Below are 16,738 nucleotides of genomic sequence, written 5' to 3'. Positions count from 1 at the left end.
GCGCGGGAGGGCGGCGTGTTTTCCAAGCGTCACCAAAAGGACCTTCATCATGTCGAACCCTCAACCTTCCTCCCCGGCCCGGCGCCGCCTCTGGCCCGCCGTGACGGGCGTCACGGCACTGGTGGCGATCGCCTGCGCCGCGCTTGGCTTCCACAGCCTGCACGCCCAGGCCAACGACGTCACGGCGGTGGCGGCGCCGCGCGCCACGCCGGTGTCGGTGGCGACCGTGGCGGCGACCGAAATCAACACCTGGGACGAGTTCTCGGGCCGGCTCGAAGCGGTCGAACGGGTCGACGTGCGATCGCGGGTGGCCGGCGCCGTGCAGGCGGTGCACTTCCGCGAAGGGACGCTGGTCAAGCAGGGCGAACTGCTGATCACCATCGACCCGGCGCCCTACGCGGCCGAGGTGGACCGTGCCGAAGCCCAGGTCGCCTCGGCCCAGGCCCGCGTTTCGTTCACGCGCAGCGAGCAGGAGCGGGCCCGCCGCCTGTGGGACGAGAAGGCGATCGCCCAGCGCGAACTCGACGAGCGCACCAATGCCGGCCGCGAGGCCGAGGCCAATCTGCGCGCCGCCCAGGCCTCGCTGCAGAGCGCACGGCTGAACCTGGGCTACACCCAGGTCCGGGCTCCGGTCGCCGGGCGCACAGGCAGGCTGGAGGTCACGGTCGGCAACCTGGTCGCGGCCGGTCCCGGCGCGCCGGTTCTGACCACGCTGGTGTCGGTCAGTCCGATCTATGCAAGCTTCGATGCCGACGAGCAGGTCGTGGTGCGGGCCCTGAAGGACATGCCCGGCGGCGCCAGCGCCCGTGGGCGGATCGAAGGCATCCCGGTGCAGATGGGCACCGCGGCCAGCGAAGGCACGCCGTTCCAGGGCCGGCTCCAGCTGATCGACAACCAGGTCGACGCCAAGAGCGGCACGGTGCGGGTGCGCGCCGCCTTCGACAACGCCGACGGCGCCTTGATTCCCGGCCAGTTCGCGCGCATCCGGATGGGCCAGGCGCGCAACGACACGGCCCTGCTGGTCAACGAACGCGCGGTCGGCACCGACCAGAACAAGAAGTTCGTGCTGGTGGTCGGCGCCGACAACAAGGCCGAATACCGCGAGGTCGCGCTGGGCGCGCCGGTGGACGGACTGCGCGTGGTCACCAAGGGCCTGAAGGCGGGCGAGCGGGTGGTCGTCAACGGCCTGCAGCATGTGCGCCCGGGCGCACTGGTGGCGCCGCAGGCCGTCGGCATGGATGCCAAGGCCGAATTGGCGCCGCCGACCCAGCGCGTGGCGGACGCGAAATCCTGATCCCGCTGGCGGGGGAAACATCATGAATCTATCCAAGTTCTTCATCGACCGGCCGATCTTTGCCGGCGTGCTGTCGCTGCTGATGCTGATCGCCGGCCTGATCGCGCTGCGCGGGCTGCCAATCTCCGAGTACCCGGAAGTGGCACCGCCGTCGGTGGTGGTGCGGGCCCAGTACCCGGGCGCCAATCCGAAGGTGATCGCCGAGACCGTGGCGACGCCGCTGGAGGAGTCGATCAACGGCGTCGAGGGCATGCTCTACATGGGCAGCCAGGCGACCACCGACGGCGTGATGACGCTGACCGTCACCTTCAAGCTCGGCACCGACCCCGACAAGGCGCAGCAGCTGGTGCAGAACCGCGTCTCGCAGGCCGAGCCGCGCCTGCCCGAGGAAGTGCGCCGGCTCGGCATCACGACCGTGAAGAGCGCACCCGACCTGACGATGGTGGTGCACCTGGTGTCGCCCAACGACCGCTACGACATCAACTACCTGCGCAACTACGCGGTGCTGAATGTCAAGGACCGGCTGGCGCGCATCCCCGGTGTCGGCCAGGTGCAGATCTTCGGCGGCGGCGAGTACTCGATGCGGGTCTGGCTCGATCCGCAGAAGGTGGCGCAGCGCGGCCTCTCGGCCAGCGACGTGGTGGCCGCGATCCGCGGCCAGAACGTGCAGGCCGCGGCCGGCGTGGTCGGCGCCTCGCCGGGCCTGTCGGGCGTCGACATGCAGTTGTCGATCAACGCCCAGGGCCGCCTGCAGAGCGAGGAAGAGTTCGGCGACATCATCGTCAAGACCGGCGGCGACGGCGCCGTGACGCGGCTGCGCGACATCGGCCGCCTCGAGATGGGCGCGGCCGACTACTCGCTGCGCTCGCTGCTGAACAACGACGCGGCGGTCGGCATCGGCGTGTTCCAGGCACCGGGCTCGAACGCGCTGGACATCTCGCGCGACGTCCGCAAGACCATGGACGAGATCGCGAAGAACATGCCCGAGGGCGTGGAGTTCCGCATCGCCTACGACCCGACCCAGTTCGTGCGGGCCTCGATCGAATCGGTGATCCACACCTTGCTGGAAGCGATCGCGCTGGTGGTGCTGGTGGTGATCCTGTTCCTGCAGACCTGGCGCGCCTCGATCATCCCGCTGCTGGCGGTGCCGGTGTCGGTGATCGGCACCTTCGCCGTGCTGCACGTGCTGGGCTTCTCGATCAATGCGCTGAGCCTGTTCGGGCTGGTGCTGGCGATCGGCATCGTGGTCGACGACGCGATCGTGGTGGTGGAGAACGTCGAGCGCAACATCGAGGCCGGCCTGACGCCGCGCGAAGCCACCTACCGGGCGATGCGCGAGGTGTCGGGGCCGATCATCGCGATCGCGCTGGTGCTGGTCGCGGTGTTCGTGCCGCTGGCCTTCATCAGCGGGCTCACCGGCCAGTTCTATCGCCAGTTCGCGGTCACGATCGCGATCTCGACGGTGATCTCGGCGATCAATTCGCTGACCTTGTCACCGGCGCTCGCGGCGCTGCTGCTGCGCAGCCACGATGCGCCCAGGGACGCGCTGACGCGCGGCATGGACCGGGTGTTCGGCGGTGTCTTCCGGGGTTTCAACAAGCTCTTCCATCGCGGCGCCGAGGCCTACAGCGGCGGCGTCCGGCGGGTGATATCGCGCAAGACGCTGATGCTGGTGATCTACCTGGCGCTGGTCGGCGTCACCTTCGGCCTCTTCAAGGCGGTGCCCAGCGGCTTCGTGCCGGCGCAGGACAAGCAGTATCTGATCGGCTTCGCGCAGCTGCCCGACGGCGCCACGCTGGACCGCACCGAGGACGTGATCCAGCGAATGGGCGAGATCATGAAGAAGAACCCGAACGTCGAGGACGCGATCGCATTCCCGGGCCTGTCGATCAACGGCTTCACCAACAGCTCGAACTCCGGCATCGTGTTCGCGACGCTCAAGCCCTTCGCCGAGCGCAAGCGGGGCGACCAGAGCGGCGGCGCCATCGCGGGCCAGCTGAACCAGCAGTTCGCCGGCATCCAGGAGGCCTTCATCGTGATGTTCCCGCCGCCGCCGGTGGCGGGGCTCGGCACCACCGGCGGCTTCAAGCTGCAGCTGGAGGATCGCGGGTCGGTCGGCTATGAGGCAATGGACGGCGCGGTCAAGGCCTTCATGGCCAAGGCCTCGCAGGCGCCGGAGCTCGCGGGCCTGTTCACCAGCTGGCAGGTCAATGTGCCGCAGCTCTATGCCGACATCGACCGCACCAAGGCGCGGCAGCTTGGCGTGCCGGTGACCGACATCTTCGACACCATGCAGATCTACCTCGGCAGCCTCTATGCGAACGACTTCAACAAGTTCGGCCGCACCTACAGCGTGCGGGTGCAGGCCGATGCGCCGTACCGCGCCCGCGCCGAGGACGTGGGCCTGCTGAAGGTGCGCTCGACCTCGGGCGAGATGGTGCCGCTGTCGGCGCTCATGAAGGTCAATTCGAGCTTCGGGCCGGAGCGCGCCATGCGCTACAACGGCTACCTGGCCGCCGACGTCAACGGCGGGCCGGCACCGGGTTATTCCTCGGGCCAGGCGCAGGACGCGATCGAGCGCATCGCGGCCGAGACGCTGCCCAAGGGCGTGAGCTACGAATGGACCGAGCTCACCTACCAGGAGATCCTGGCCGGCAACTCGGCGCTGCTGGTGTTCCCGCTGGCGATCCTGCTGGTGTTCCTGGTGCTCGCGGCGCAGTACGAGAGCCTGACCCTGCCGCTGGCGATCATCCTGATCGTGCCGATGGGCATCCTGGCGGCGATGACCGGCGTCTGGCTGTCCCATGGCGACAACAACGTGTTCACGCAGATCGGGCTGATCGTGCTGGTCGGGCTGAGTGCCAAGAACGCGATCCTGATCGTGGAGTTCGCGCGCGAGCTCGAGTTCGCCGGGCGCACGCCGATCCAGGCCGCGATCGAGGCCAGCCGCCTGCGGCTGCGTCCGATCCTGATGACCTCGCTGGCCTTCGTGATGGGCGTGCTGCCGCTGGTGCTCGCCACCGGCGCCGGCGCCGAGATGCGCTCGGCGATGGGTGTGGCGGTGTTCGCCGGGATGATCGGCGTGACTGCCTTCGGCCTGTTCCTGACGCCGGTGTTCTATGTCGCGGTGCGCAGGATGGCCGGCAACCGCCCGCTCAAGCTGCATGGCGAAGTGCCGCACATCGATGCCTTCGTGTCGGCCGACCATCCGGCCGGCGGCGGCGGCGCGGGCGGCGGACTGCAGCCCGCGCCTGCCGCACCGCTGCATCACGACGCCTAGGCCACTCCGCCTTCCCAAAGAAAGCTGATCATGAATTCAAGACTTGAAACCCGAGGCGGGCGCTGGGGCGCCGCGCTGCTGCCGCTGTTCGCCGCGCTGGTGCTGGCCGGCTGCGCGACCGCACCGGCCGAACTGCCGACCTTCAACCTGCCGGCCCAGTTCAAGGAGCAGGCCGCCGACACGCAGGGCAGCTGGACCCGGGCCCAGCCTGCCGAGGCGCAGCCGCGCGGCGATTGGTGGCGCAGCTTCAACGACCCGGTGCTCGACCAGCTGATCGAGCGCGCGGACGCCCGCAACACCAGCATCCAGGCGGCGGCGGCGCGGCTGGCCGAGGCGCGGGCCCTGGCCCGCAGCACGGATGCCGACCTCGCGCCGCAGATCGGCGTGGGCGCCGGTGCCGCGCGCAGTGCCGGACTCGACCGCAACCAGAGCCCGCGGCCCTCGACCCTGGCGCGGGCCGGTTTCGATTTCTCCTATGAGCTCGATCTGTTCGGCAAGCTCTCCGGCGCCAGCGATGCCGCGCGCCTCGACGCCGATTCGCGCGCCGGCCTGCTGCAGAGCACGCGCCTGCTGATCCAGGCCGAAGTGGCCCAGACCTACCTGGCGCTGCGCGCGGTCGATGCCGAGCGGGTGCTGGTGCGCGACACGGTCGAGGCCTATCGCGACACGCTGCGCCTCACGCAGAGCCGCGAGCGGGCGGGCGACGTGGCCGAGCTCGATGTGGCGCGGGTCGAGACCGAGGTCGCTTCCAACGAGTCCGACGCGATGACGCTGGACCGCCGCCGTGCCGAACTGGAGCACGCCCTGGCGGTGCTGGTCGGCGACCTGGCGTCCGACTTCGACGTCGGCGCGGGCGAGTGGTCCACCGCCTTGCCGACGATCCCGCCGGGCGTGCCCGCCACCGTGCTGTCGCGCCGGCCCGACATCTCGGCGGCCCAGAAGTCGGTGCTGGCGGCGCAGGCGCGGGTCGGCGTCGCGCAGGCGGCCTGGTTTCCCGACATCACGCTGACGGGCGCCGGCGGCTATGCCTCCAACGACGTCGGCGACCTGCTGAAGTGGTCGGCGCGCTCCTGGGGCATCGGGGCCTTGCTCGCGCTGCCGGTGTTCGACGGTGGCCGGCGCGAGGCCGGCGTGCAGGGCGCGTCGGCGCTGCTCGACGGCGCACTGGCCAACTACCGGACGCAGGTGCTGGTCGCCTTCAAGGAAGTGGAGGACCAGCTGTCGTCGCTGCGCATCCTGGCCCAGCAATCGGGCGTGCAGGCTAAGGCCGTCGCGTCGGCCGAGCGTGCCACCCTGCTTTCGAACTCGCGCTACCGCAACGGCATGATCAGCCAGCTCGACCTGCTCGACGCGCGTCGCAGCGAACTGCAGAACCGGCGGCAGGCGCTGCAGGTGAAGGCGGCGCAGTACCAGGCGACCGTGGGGCTGATCCGGGCGCTGGGGGGCAGTTGGGATGCGCAGGTGGCGTCGCTCGCGCCGACGGGTGGTCAGCAGGCGCAGGTGGCGGCTCGCTGAGCGGCTTCGGTTGCTCAGCCGTTCACCGCATGGGCAGACCGTGGAACGCGCTGTGCGCCCAGCCGTCGGGATCGGCCAGCTTGCGCAGCTGGTGGGCGCCCATCACGAGCGCGTTCGCGTAGGTGGCCTGCGGGTTGGCGGCGCAGTAGATGCCGCTGTAGTGGATCGCCTCGGCGGCGTCGCTTGGGAGGGCTTCCAGGATCACCCAGAAGAACTGATTTTTTTCGCGCTCCTCGACCGTGAGCGCTATGTCGCGTAAGCCTGGCATTCGCCGTGGTTCCCTTTTTTCTTCATGGCGTCGAAGGTAAGGGTGAAATGCATGAATGCTTTAGGATTCATTTCAAGCCGGTTGCGGGGATCGTGAGGAAGATCACGTAAAGGACAATCGCGCTCATGAATTCCAATGTGCCAGGCGGCCGGGCCCGCTGTGTCATGGTCCTCGGCACCACCAGCGGCGCCGGCAAGAGCTGGCTGGCGACCGCGCTGTGCCGCTGGTTCACGCGCCAGGGCCTGCGGGTGGCGCCGTTCAAGGCGCAGAACATGAGCAACAACGCCCGCGTGGTGGCGGGCGGGGAGATCGGCAGCGCGCAGTATTTCCAGGCGCTGGCGGCGCGCGCCGAGCCCGATGTCCGCATGAACCCGCTGCTGCTCAAGCCCGAGCGCGACACCCACAGCCAGGTGGTGCTGATGGGGCAGGTGAGTCTCGAGCTCACGGCCTTGCCCTGGCGCGGGCGCAGCGAGCGCGTCTGGCCGCAGATCGCGCAGGCGCTCGACGCCCTGCGCGCCGAGAACGACGTGGTGGTCATCGAGGGTGCCGGGTCGCCCGCCGAGATCAACCTGATGGCCAGCGACATCGTCAACCTGCGGGTGGCGCGGCACGCCGATGCCCGTTGCCTGCTGGTCACCGACATCGATCGGGGCGGGGCCTTCGCGCATCTCTACGGCACCTGGGCGCTGATGCCCGCAGCCGACCGCGCGCTGATCGCCGGCTTCGTGCTCAACAAGTTCAGGGGCGATGCCTCGCTGCTCGCGCCCGCGCCGCAGCAGTTGCAGGCGCTGACCGGCGTGCCGACCGTGGCGACGCTGCCCATGTGGTGGCAGCACGGTCTGCCGGAGGAGGACGGCGTCTTCGACGACCGCAGCGTGGCGGTGGGCGGCGAGGTCACGCGCACCATCGCCGTGGTCGCCTATCCGCGCATCAGCAACCTGGACGAATTCCAGCCGCTCAAGAACATCGCCGGGGTGCGCCTGCGCTGGGCCCGCAGCCCGGCCGACGTGGCCGGCGCCGACTGGATCATCCTGCCCGGCTCCAAGAATACGAGCGGCGATCTCGCCTGGCTGCGCGCGCAGGGCCTCGACCGCGCGGTGGCTGCGCATGCGGCACGCGGCGGCGCCGTGCTGGGCATCTGCGGCGGTCTGCAGATGCTCGGCGAGGCGCTGATCGATCCGCATGGCGTCGACGGCAACGGGCCGGGGCTCGGGCTGCTGCCGGTGGTCACCGTCTTCGCCGCCGACAAGACCGTCCGCCACCGCGAGGCGAAATTCTCGTCGGTGGCGGGCCCGTGGGCCGCCTTGTCCGGGCTCAGCGTGCGCGGCTACGAAATCCATCATGGCCAGACGGCCGAACACACCGCCATGGCGGCCGCCGGCGACCGCGCCACGGCGGTCATGGCGGACGATCTCGCGTGGCAGAACAGCGCCGGCCATGTGCTCGGCCTCTACCTGCACGGCCTCTTCGAGGACCCCGGCGCGCTCCAGGCGCTGTTCGGCGTCGAGGCGCGAACGCTCGATGCCGTGTTCGACGGCCTGGCCGACCACATCGATTCCCACTTTGAACCGGGCGTGCTGCGCTCCCTGATCGAATGACTTCGCTACAACTTCCCCCGATCGACGGCATCGACGACGCCGCCTTCGCGGCACGGCTGCAACAACTGCTCGACAACAAGACCAAACCCGTCGGCGCGCTCGGGCGGCTGGAGGCGCTGGCGCTGCGCGTCGCATGCATCCTGGGCAGCACGGCGCCGGTGCTCGACGCGCCGCAGATGCTGGTCTGCGCCGGGGACCACGGCCTCGCGGCGCGCGGCGTGTCGGCGTACCCCAGCGACGTGACCTGGCAGATGGTCGAAAACTTCCTGGCCGGCGGCGCAGCCGTGAGCGTGCTGGCCCGGCAGCACCGCCTGAACCTGACCGTCGTCGATTGCGGCGTGCGGCACGACTTCGCGCCGCGAGAAGGCCTGCTCGTGCGCAAGGTCGCGCCGGGCACCGCCGATGCCTCCCTGGGGCCGGCGATGAGCATGGCGCAGTGCGAGCAGGCCATCGCGAACGGCATGGCGCTGATGCGCGATCTGCCCGGCAACGCCGTACTGCTGGGCGAGATGGGCATCGGCAACTCGTCCGCGGCGGCGCTGCTGCTGGCCCGGATTTCCGGGCAGGACATCGATGCCTGCACCGGCGCCGGGACCGGCCTCGATGCCGCCGGGCGGGCCCACAAGCGCAAGGTGCTGCGCGGCGTGCTCGAACTGCACGCGGCCGCCACCGACCCGCTGGCCGCGCTGGCCGCGTTAGGAGGTTTCGAGATCGCGACGCTGGTGGGCGCGGTGCTGCAGGCGGCGCAAGAGCGGCGGGTGATCGTGCTCGACGGCTTCATCGCGAGTGCCGCGGTGCTGGTGGCGAACGCGCTGCGCCCGCATGTCGTGCAACGCTGCATCGCCGCGCACGAGTCGGCCGAACCGGGTCACCGGCTGCTGTTGAACTACCTGGAGCTGCAGCCGCTGCTGCAGCTGGACCTGCGTCTTGGCGAAGGGTCCGGTGCGGCGCTGGCATGGCCGCTGCTCGAATCCGCCTGCTGCATCCTGCGCGACATGGCGAGCTTCGAGTCGGCCGGCGTTTCGAGGCAGGAGCCGGCATGAACGGCGTGCGCCACTTCCTGCTGGCGCTGCAGTTCTTCACGCGGGTTCCGGTCACGGGGCCGCTCGCGGGCTGGGTCGGCTTCAGCCCGGCGATGCTGCGCGCGAGCGCGGCGCATTTCCCGGGCGTCGGCTGGCTGGTGGGTGCTGTCGCCGCCGGCGTGTTCTGCAGCGCGCAGGCCGGGCTTCCGGGCTTCGCCGGTGCGCTGGCTGCGGCGGCGCTGTCGACGATCGCCACCGTTCTCATGACCGGCGCGTTTCACGAGGATGGCCTGGCCGACGTCGCGGATGGCCTCGGCGGATCGGCCGATCGAGCGCGCGCGCTCGAGATCATGAAAGATTCGCGGATCGGCGCCTTCGGCGCGATCGCGCTGGTGCTGGCGCTGGGCCTGAAGGTGCTGCTGCTGGGTGCGCTGGCGGGGCAGGGCGTGCCGACCGTGGTTCTCGCGCTCGTGAGCGCCCATGTGCTGTCGCGCCTCGCGCCGCTGTTCCTGATCCGCTGGCTGCCCTACGTCGGGGACGAGAACGCGGCGAGCAAATCGAAGCCGCTGGCCGACGCGATCGGCAATGGCGCCTTGCTGGTCGGCGTTGCGTGGTCGCTGCCGGCGGTGGGCTGGCTGGTGATGACGCAGGGCGCGATGCGGGGAATGGCGCCGGTGCTGCTGTGCGCGCTGGCCGCGTGGCTGGTCGCGCGGCTGCTGCGGCGCCGGCTGCGCGGGTTCACGGGAGATGGCCTGGGTGCGACGCAGCAGGTGTGCGAACTGGCGATCTACCTCGCGCTGGCGTGGCGGGCATGAAGCTGCTGCTCGTGCGCCATGCGCGGACCACTGCCGTCGATGGCTTCTGCTACGGGCGAACGGATGTTCCCGTGCTGCCCGAAGAGACCCGTGCCGTGGCCGAGCGCGTGGCGCCGGTGTTGCCTGAAGGGGTTTCGCTGACCTGTTCGCCCTTGTCGCGCTGTTCGGAACTCGCGCAAGCCATCGTCGCGCTGCGTCCCGATCTGGCCGTGGCCGGCGCCGACCCGCGCATCGCCGAGATGGATCTGGGCGACTGGGAAGAGCAGCTCTGGTCGGCCATCGACCGCGCCGAGATCGACGCCTGGACGCGGGATTTCGCGGATGTGCGGGCGGGTCGCAGCGGCGAATGCACGCGGCAGTTCATGCGGCGGGTGGGCGAGGCCTTCGATGCCTGGCGTGCCGGCGGCCGCGATGCGGTCTGGATCACCCATGCCGGCGTGATTCGTTGCGCCTGGCTGCTGCGCGACGGCATCCGCGCCATCGAACGGTCCGATCAGTGGCCGGGCCGGCCGATCGCTTTCGGCGAGTGCATCACGATCGAGATCTGAACGACGCGCCCGGCGTTTCGCGCCGCCCGCTTCAGGGCGCCGGCGTCTTGGGCTTGTAGTCGCAGTAAGGTGACACTGCGCACTTCCAGCACAGGGGCTTGCGGGCCACGCAGGTGTAGCGTCCGTGCAGGATCAGCCAGTGGTGGGCGTGCAGCCGGTAGGCCTCGGGCACCCGCTTCGCGAGCTTGAGCTCGACCTCGAGCGGCGTCTTGCCGGGGGCCAGCCCGGTGCGGTTGCCGACCCGGAAGATGTGGGTGTCGACCGCGATGGTCGGCTCGCCGAAGGCGACGTTGAGCACCACGTTGGCGGTCTTGCGGCCGACGCCGGGCAGGGCTTCCAGTTCGGCCCGCGTGCGCGGCACTTCGCCTCGGTGCTGTTGGACCAGCATCCGGCAGGCCTCGATCAGGTGCTTCGCCTTGCTCCGATACAGGCCGATGGTCTTGATGTAGCGCTCGAGCCCCTCGACGCCCAGGTCCAGGATCGCCTGGGGCGTATTGGCGACCGGAAACAGCAGGCGGGTGGCCTTGTTGACCCCGACGTCGGTGGCCTGGGCGGACAGCAGCACGGCCGCGAGCAGCTCGAAGGGCGTCTTGTATTCGAGTTCGGTCTCGGGCCTCGGATTGGCCGCCTGCAGGGTGGCGAAGAACGGCTCTATGTCTGATTTCTTCATCGTGGCGGGGAGTTTAGGGGGCTGCGACAATCGCTTCCTGCAACTCCTCCCAAGAAGGCTCTCATGCAATTCGCTTCCCGACTCGACAACGTCGAAACCTCCGCCATCCGCGAACTCTTCAAGCTGCTGGGCACGCCCGGCATCATCAGCTTTGCGGGCGGCTTTCCCGACAGCGCGATGTTCGACGTCGAGGGGCTGAAGGAGGCCAGCGCCAAGGCGCTCGCCGAAGAGCCCGGCGGGGCGCTGCAGTATGGCGCCACCGAGGGCTACGAGCCGCTGCGCACGCAGCTGTCGGCCTTCATGAAGACCAAGGGCGTCGAGGTCGACCCGAGCGGCCTGATCGTGACCACCGGCAGCCAGCAGGCGCTCGACCTGCTCGGCAAGACGCTGATCTCGCCCGGCGACAAGGTGATCGTCGAAGGCCCCACCTTTCTCGCGACGATCCAGTGCTTCCGCCTCTACGGCGCGCAGCTCATCAGCGCGCCGGTCGACGCCGACGGCGTGCGCACCGACGAGCTCGAGAAGCTCATCGCCGAACACAAGCCGAAGTTCGTCTACCTGATCCCCACCTTCGGCAATCCCAGCGGCGCGATGCTGAGCCTGGAGCGCCGCCGCAAGGTGCTCGAGATGGCAGTGCGCTACCAGACGCTGATCGTCGAGGACGACCCCTACGGCGACCTCTACTTCGACCAGGCGCCGCCGCCCTCGATCATGGCGCTCACCAAGGACGTCCCGGGCAGCCGCGCGCTGGTGGCGCATTGCGGCAGCCTCAGCAAGGTGCTGAGCCCGGGCCTGCGCATCGGCTGGATGATCGGCCCGGCCGAGTTGCTCGCCAAGGCGACCATGTGCAAGCAGTTCAGCGACGCCCACACCAGCACCTTCGCCCAGGCGACCGCCGCGCAGTACCTCAAGAGCGGCCGGATGCCGGCCACGCTGGCCCATGTGCGCGAGGTCTACGCCGAACGTGCACGGGCGATGGGCGAGGCGCTGCGGCGCGAGCTGGGCGACGCCATCACTTTCACGCAGCCGGGCGGCGGGCTGTTCTTCTGGGCCCGCCTGACCGGTGCCGGCGGCAAGGTCGCGGACGCCAACGTGCTGGCCAAGCGGGCGATCGAGAAACTCGTGGCCTTCGTTCCCGGCGCGCCCTTCTTCGCCGAGAAGCCGGATGTCGCCACGCTGCGCCTGAGTTTCGCGACCGCCAACGTGGACAAGATCCGCGAGGGCATCGCGCGGCTGGGCAGCGCGCTGTAGATCGACCCGGGCGGGCCTCATTGCAACGGGCGAAAAAAAAGCCCGCTGCTTCGGGGGCGGGCTTTTGGGGGCTCTCAGCCGGCGACCGCGTGCTCGCGCGGGCGGACCTCTTTCTCGATTTGCTTCGCGGCCGCTTTCTCGGCCATCTTGAGGTCGTAGACGCTCTGCATGTTGAGCCACCATTGCGCCGAGCCGCCAAAGTAGCGGGACAGGCGCAGCGCCATCAGGGGGGACACGCCGCGCTTCTCGCGCACGATGTCGTTCACGGTCGGCGCTGCGACGTGCAGTCCCTTTGCGAGCGCGCTGGCGCTCATCTTCAGGGGCTCCAGAAAGTCCTCCCGGAGCGTTTCGCCGGGATGTACCGGACGCATTCCATTCTTGACCATGGCTTCTTGCCTTTCTGCCACACAGGGCGTTCGCATCTTGCGGAATTGCTTTTGCCGCGCGCTTCAATGAGGGTCGTAAATCTTCACTTCTTCGGGACTGTCGCCGTCCCACTTCCAGGCTAGCCGCCACTGGTCGTTGATCCTGATGTGCAAGAAGCCATCGTAGTGCTTCAGATCGTTGCCGGGCGGCGAGCCCATGTCGTCGTTGGTGACAGCCGCATCACCCCGTGCGAGTTGGCGGTCAGTCCAGCAAGTCCGAGTAGTCCCCGCGGTCGTAGCCCTTGCTCGCGGCCCAGGGCTCCGGCTTCGGCGCCGGCAGGCGGGTCGCCGTCAGCAGGTAGAACGAGGTGCCGTGCGCATCGCTGCGCTCGATGCGGCGCGGAAACTGGCCCGCCACGTCCCAGTCCACCACAGTCGTGTTTTCGCCCTGGACGGCGCGCCAGCGCTGCACGCCGTCGCGGACGGCCCCGACGCGCGCCATGCGCTGCAGTTGGGCTGGCGCGATCAGCCAGTAAGCCGCATCCCACGAGCCGCCGTAGCCCACGTTGCCGTGGTGCGCGCGGTCGACCTCGATGACGCGGCGGGTCTGGTCGAGCACCACCTCCACCAGCTCGCTGCCATCCGACCGGCGCGTGATGCGCAGGGGCGCGCCCTGCGCTTCGTCGTGGGCATGGCCGGCGTGCGGGCCGTGCGCATGCGGATGGCCGTGTCCGAGGCTCGCGCGCAGGCCCTCGGGGAGCTCGCGCTCGGTCCACACGGTGCCGGTGCGCCGGAACATGCGGTTGGTGTAGCGGGTCTCGCGCGTCACGCCGTCGACGCCGACCGAGCGGCTGACATGCGTCACGCGCAGATCGACCGGGGGCGCGGCCTCCACCGCGGCCGTGGTGACGGCGACCGGCGGTGCCGCGGCGGGCTGCGCGGCGGCGCCGCCGGCCAGCAGCGTCGCCAGCAGCGCCAGGGCGCCCAGGGGGTTCGAGTGCCTTGCCATCAGAGACCGGCCGCTTCCTTGACCTTGGAAAACACCCGAGTGTTGTCCATCGTGCCCTTGAAGATCCTGGCGCCGGCGCCGCCCGCGAACAGCATCACGTCGCCGCCGCCATGGGTCTCGGAGCCCGGCGTGCCCAGGTTGATGCCCACTTCCTGCAGGAAGTTGTCCTGCGTGGTGTCGACGTTGGTCAGGTCGTCGCGCGTGGCACCGCGCGGCGGCGCAACCCACGGCTTGTTGCCGTCCTCGGCATTGACGTCGCTGCCGACGGTGGCGTTCGGACGCCCGCCGTTGCCGAACACCAGTGTGGTGTAGGGCTTGCCGTCGGAGGCCTTGGCCAGGTCGCCGGTCTGGTAGTCGCGCACCTTGCCCAGAATCGGGTTGTTGATCTTGCTGTAGCCGTTGAAGGCGATCGCGTGGTCGTGGTCGGCCGTGACGACCACCAGCGTGTTCTTCAGGCCCGGGTCCTTCTTCTCCATGAAGGCCAGCGCGGTGTCGATGGCGCGGTCCAGCGCCAGCGTGTCCTCCAGCGCCCGCTTGGCGTTGCTGCCGTGCAGTGCATGGTCGATGCGGCCGCCTTCGACCATCAGGAAGAAGCCCTTGTCGTTGCGGCTGAGCACCTGCAGCGCCTTCTCTGTCATCTGCGACAGGCTGGGCTGGTCGAGGTTCTGGTTCACGCGGTCGAGTTCGTAGGCCATCTCGCTGGCCGAGAACAGGCCCAGCAGCTTGGTCGTCGCAGTGGTGTCGAGCGCGGCCAGCTTGCTGCCGGTGTCGACGTAGGTGTAGCCCTTGACCTCCATCGCCGTCACCAGGTTGACGTTGTCGGTGCGCTTGCTGGCCGCGTAGGTCGACTTCGGCAGGTAGTTGCGCTGGCCGCCGCCCAGCAGCACGTCGACGCCGTCCTTCAGCGCCGCGTTGTAGCGCGCATGACCTGGCACCGACTGCTCGGCGATCGTGTTGTAGGCGTTGCGGTTGCAGATGTGCGCATAGGTGGCGGCCGGCGTCGCGTGCCCGACGCGGGTGGTGGAGACCGCCCCGACAGAGCGCCCCTGGGCCTTCGCCATTTCCAGCAGCGTGGCGGCGGGCTTGCCGTTGGTCGCGCTGCAGGTGGTGTCTTCGCCGCTGATGTACTGCGAGCCATCGGGTGCGTAGGCCGCGGTGTCTTCCGACATCGAGATGACTTCGTTGTTCATCTTCACGCCGGTCATGTAGGCGGCCATCGAGGGCGCGCTGTCGGTGGTCTGGCCGTCCTTCGAGAAGGTCTTGACGCGGGCAGCGTAGCCGAGCGACTGCATCGTCAGCTTGGCGCGTTCGGCCGAGACCAGCGAGCCGGGCTGGGCCGCCAGCTGCTTCTCGCCCTTGTAGATGCGCGCGGCGGTCACGGTCACGGGGCCCATGCCGTCGCCGAGGAAGAAGATCACGTTCTTCGCCTCTCCGGCGGCGTGGGCGCTGCCGCCCAGGCCCGTGAGCGCGAGGGAAACGGCGAGGCTGATGCTTCGAATGGTGGGAGTCATCGATGGATTCCTGATCTGGATGGGTGTGGGCTCAGAGACCGGTGGCGGTCTTGATGAGGCCGAACACGTCGTTGTTGGTGAGCGCGCCCTTGAACGCGTCGGCGCCGACGCCCTTGGCGCCGAGGAAGACGTCGCCGCCGCCATGCGTCTCGCTGGCCAGCGGGACCACGGCTTCCTGCAGGTAGTCCGGGCTCTCGAGCGTGGCGTCGTCGATCGGCCCGCGGGTCGGCAGGCGATTGGGGCCGTTGCCGAAGCCGAGGATCGTGTAGGGGTTGCCGTCGACGTCGGTGGTCGACGCGCCGTTGACATAGCTCTTCACCAGGCCGAGCACGCCGGGCTTGCCGGGCTCGGTCTTGCCGGTGCGCTTGGCATAGCCGTTCATCTGCAGCGAATGGTCGTGGTCGGCCGTGACCACGATCAGCGTGTTCGCGAGGCCCGGGTCGAGCGCTTCCATCTTGTCGAGGGCGGCCTTGATCGCATCGTCGAAAGCCACCGTGTCCTGCAGCGCTCGCCGCGCGTTGGTCGCGTGCAGCGCATGGTCGATGCGCCCGCCCTCGACCATCAGGAAGAAACCCGACTTCTTGGTCGCCAGCGCGTCGATGGCCTTGCCGGTCATTTCCGACAGGCTCGGTTCCTTGGCCGGGTCGCGGTCGAGGTCGTAGCTCATGTGGCTCTTGGTGAACAGGCCGGCGATTCGCGTGCCGTCGACCGGCAGCTTGTCGAACTCGGACTTGTTCGAGGCGAAGCTGTACTTCGCGGCCTGCAGTTCCTTCACCAGGTTGCGCTTGTCGTTGCGAGTGCCGCCGTCTTCCTTGGGCGTGAAGTAGCTGCTGCCGCCGCCGAGGATCACGTCGATGCCCTGGCCCAGCCTGGCGTTGTAGCCGGCGCCGCCGGGCACCAGCGCCGCTGCGATGGTGTTCTCGGCATCGCGGTGGCAGACGTGCGAATAGGTGGTGGCCGGCGTGGCGTGCGTGATGCGGGCCGTGCTGACCACGCCCGTGCCGTAGCCCGCGGCCCCCATCCCCTCGAGCAGGGTCTCGACCGCGACGCCGTTGCCGGTGCCCGGGCAGGTGCTGTCGAAGTTGAGGTGGTAGGCCTTGCCGGCAGCGTCGACGGCCCGGGTCTCGGGCGACATCGAGATGACCTCGTTGTTCATCTTCACGCCGGTCATGTAGGCGGCCATCGAGGGCGCGCTGTCGGTCACCTGGCCATCGTTGGAATAGGTGTGGACGAAGGCCGTCTCGGGCAGCTTGTCCATGGTGAGCTCGCCGTCCTCGCCGACCTGGTAGATGCGCGCGGCGGTCATGGTCGTGATGCCCATGCCGTCGCCCAGGAAGAAGATCACGTTCTTGGCCCGCGGGGCGGGTGCCGGGGCGGCCGGCGCCGGGGTCGTCGTGCCGCCGCCCGTGCCGCCGACTGCGACCGGCAGGCTGCCGCCGTTGCTGCTCCCGCCCCCGCATGCCGTCACCAGCAGGCTCAGGCCCAGGCCCAGCAGCGACGGATAGATCACCTTCTTCTTCATTGATGCTCCTCAGATTCGAAAGCACCGGACCCCATGTCCGGCGCCGTGAATGCAGGGGACTCTAGAAAAA

15 protein-coding genes are annotated in these 16,738 nt (G+C 69.4%); 8 read left to right on the top strand and 7 right to left on the bottom strand.

Going from position 1 to position 16,738, the window contains the following annotated elements; genetic code table 11:
* Positions 1 to 49: 49 nt before the first annotated feature.
* From AC1DF3_RS10730 to AC1DF3_RS10720, 3 genes are read left to right on the top strand one after another with little or no spacing between them, the layout of a single operon-like run.
* Positions 50 to 1,294, top strand: a complete 1,245-nt coding sequence (locus AC1DF3_RS10730; RefSeq protein WP_478139624.1) for an efflux RND transporter periplasmic adaptor subunit — start codon at positions 50 to 52, stop codon at positions 1,292 to 1,294.
* Between the two features lie 22 nt (positions 1,295 to 1,316).
* On the top strand, positions 1,317 to 4,574 hold the full coding sequence (locus tag AC1DF3_RS10725; protein ID WP_478139623.1) for an efflux RND transporter permease subunit: 3,258 nt from the start codon (positions 1,317 to 1,319) through the stop codon (positions 4,572 to 4,574).
* A gap of 30 nt (positions 4,575 to 4,604) precedes the next feature.
* Positions 4,605 to 6,089, top strand: coding sequence for an efflux transporter outer membrane subunit (locus tag AC1DF3_RS10720; protein ID WP_478139622.1), 1,485 nt, complete (start codon positions 4,605 to 4,607; stop codon positions 6,087 to 6,089).
* Positions 6,090 to 6,111: 22 nt separating this feature from the next.
* Here the strand turns inward: AC1DF3_RS10720 and AC1DF3_RS10715 are convergent, their stop codons facing one another.
* A complete protein-coding gene (locus tag AC1DF3_RS10715; protein ID WP_478139621.1) occupies positions 6,112 to 6,357 on the bottom strand; it encodes a hypothetical protein in 246 nt (81 codons plus the stop codon).
* A 125-nt stretch (positions 6,358 to 6,482) separates the two neighbouring features.
* On the opposite strand from AC1DF3_RS10715, the gene AC1DF3_RS10710 reads away from it, so the two are divergent.
* From AC1DF3_RS10710 to AC1DF3_RS10695, 4 genes are read left to right on the top strand one after another with little or no spacing between them, the layout of a single operon-like run.
* Positions 6,483 to 7,955 carry a cobyric acid synthase gene (locus tag AC1DF3_RS10710; protein WP_478139620.1) on the top strand — a complete coding sequence of 491 codons (1,473 nt, stop codon included), beginning with the start codon at positions 6,483 to 6,485 and terminating at the stop codon, positions 7,953 to 7,955.
* Entirely contained in the window at positions 7,952 to 8,998 is a 1,047-nt protein-coding gene (gene cobT, locus AC1DF3_RS10705; protein ID WP_478139619.1) for a nicotinate-nucleotide--dimethylbenzimidazole phosphoribosyltransferase, read from the top strand. The genes AC1DF3_RS10710 and cobT overlap by 4 nt, the downstream gene beginning before the upstream one ends.
* Positions 8,995 to 9,792 carry an adenosylcobinamide-GDP ribazoletransferase gene (locus AC1DF3_RS10700; protein WP_478139618.1) on the top strand — a complete coding sequence of 266 codons (798 nt, stop codon included), beginning with the start codon at positions 8,995 to 8,997 and terminating at the stop codon, positions 9,790 to 9,792. The genes cobT and AC1DF3_RS10700 overlap by 4 nt, the downstream gene beginning before the upstream one ends.
* Positions 9,789 to 10,340: a histidine phosphatase family protein gene (locus AC1DF3_RS10695; protein WP_478139617.1), complete on the top strand. Its 552-nt coding sequence runs from the start codon at positions 9,789 to 9,791 to the stop codon at positions 10,338 to 10,340. Before AC1DF3_RS10700 ends, AC1DF3_RS10695 begins: the two co-directional genes overlap by 4 nt.
* 31 nt (positions 10,341 to 10,371) lie before the next feature.
* Here AC1DF3_RS10695 and nth read toward each other — a convergent pair whose 3' ends face one another.
* Positions 10,372 to 11,010 carry an endonuclease III gene (gene nth, locus AC1DF3_RS10690; RefSeq protein ID WP_478139616.1) on the bottom strand — a complete coding sequence of 213 codons (639 nt, stop codon included), beginning with the start codon at positions 11,008 to 11,010 and terminating at the stop codon, positions 10,372 to 10,374.
* 63 nt (positions 11,011 to 11,073) lie between these two features.
* On the opposite strand from nth, the gene AC1DF3_RS10685 reads away from it, so the two are divergent.
* Positions 11,074 to 12,261 carry an aminotransferase-like domain-containing protein gene (locus tag AC1DF3_RS10685; protein ID WP_478139615.1) on the top strand — a complete coding sequence of 396 codons (1,188 nt, stop codon included), beginning with the start codon at positions 11,074 to 11,076 and terminating at the stop codon, positions 12,259 to 12,261.
* Between the two features lie 74 nt (positions 12,262 to 12,335).
* Here AC1DF3_RS10685 and AC1DF3_RS10680 read toward each other — a convergent pair whose 3' ends face one another.
* The 5 genes from AC1DF3_RS10680 to AC1DF3_RS10660 form a co-directional block, all read right to left on the bottom strand.
* Positions 12,336 to 12,647 (bottom strand): HigA family addiction module antitoxin, encoded by a 312-nt coding sequence (locus AC1DF3_RS10680; RefSeq protein WP_478139614.1) that lies wholly within the window; start codon positions 12,645 to 12,647, stop codon positions 12,336 to 12,338.
* Between the two features lie 63 nt (positions 12,648 to 12,710).
* Positions 12,711 to 12,845 carry a hypothetical protein gene (locus AC1DF3_RS10675; protein ID WP_478139613.1) on the bottom strand — a complete coding sequence of 45 codons (135 nt, stop codon included), beginning with the start codon at positions 12,843 to 12,845 and terminating at the stop codon, positions 12,711 to 12,713.
* A gap of 43 nt (positions 12,846 to 12,888) precedes the next feature.
* The gene (locus AC1DF3_RS10670; RefSeq protein ID WP_478139612.1) at positions 12,889 to 13,635 is read right to left on the bottom strand and encodes a hypothetical protein; all 747 of its coding nucleotides are present in this window, start codon (positions 13,633 to 13,635) and stop codon (positions 12,889 to 12,891) included.
* The gene (locus tag AC1DF3_RS10665; protein WP_286531684.1) at positions 13,635 to 15,146 is read right to left on the bottom strand and encodes an alkaline phosphatase; all 1,512 of its coding nucleotides are present in this window, start codon (positions 15,144 to 15,146) and stop codon (positions 13,635 to 13,637) included. The genes AC1DF3_RS10670 and AC1DF3_RS10665 overlap by 1 nt, the downstream gene beginning before the upstream one ends.
* A 31-nt stretch (positions 15,147 to 15,177) precedes the next feature.
* Positions 15,178 to 16,668, bottom strand: a complete 1,491-nt coding sequence (locus AC1DF3_RS10660) for an alkaline phosphatase (RefSeq protein WP_478139611.1) — start codon at positions 16,666 to 16,668, stop codon at positions 15,178 to 15,180.
* Positions 16,669 to 16,738 lie beyond the last annotated feature (70 nt).

It is taken from the genome of Variovorax sp. 10N432 (assembly GCF_056394465.1).
Note: the sequence above shows the minus strand (reverse complement) of the source record. Positions and strands in the feature narration are given on the sequence as shown.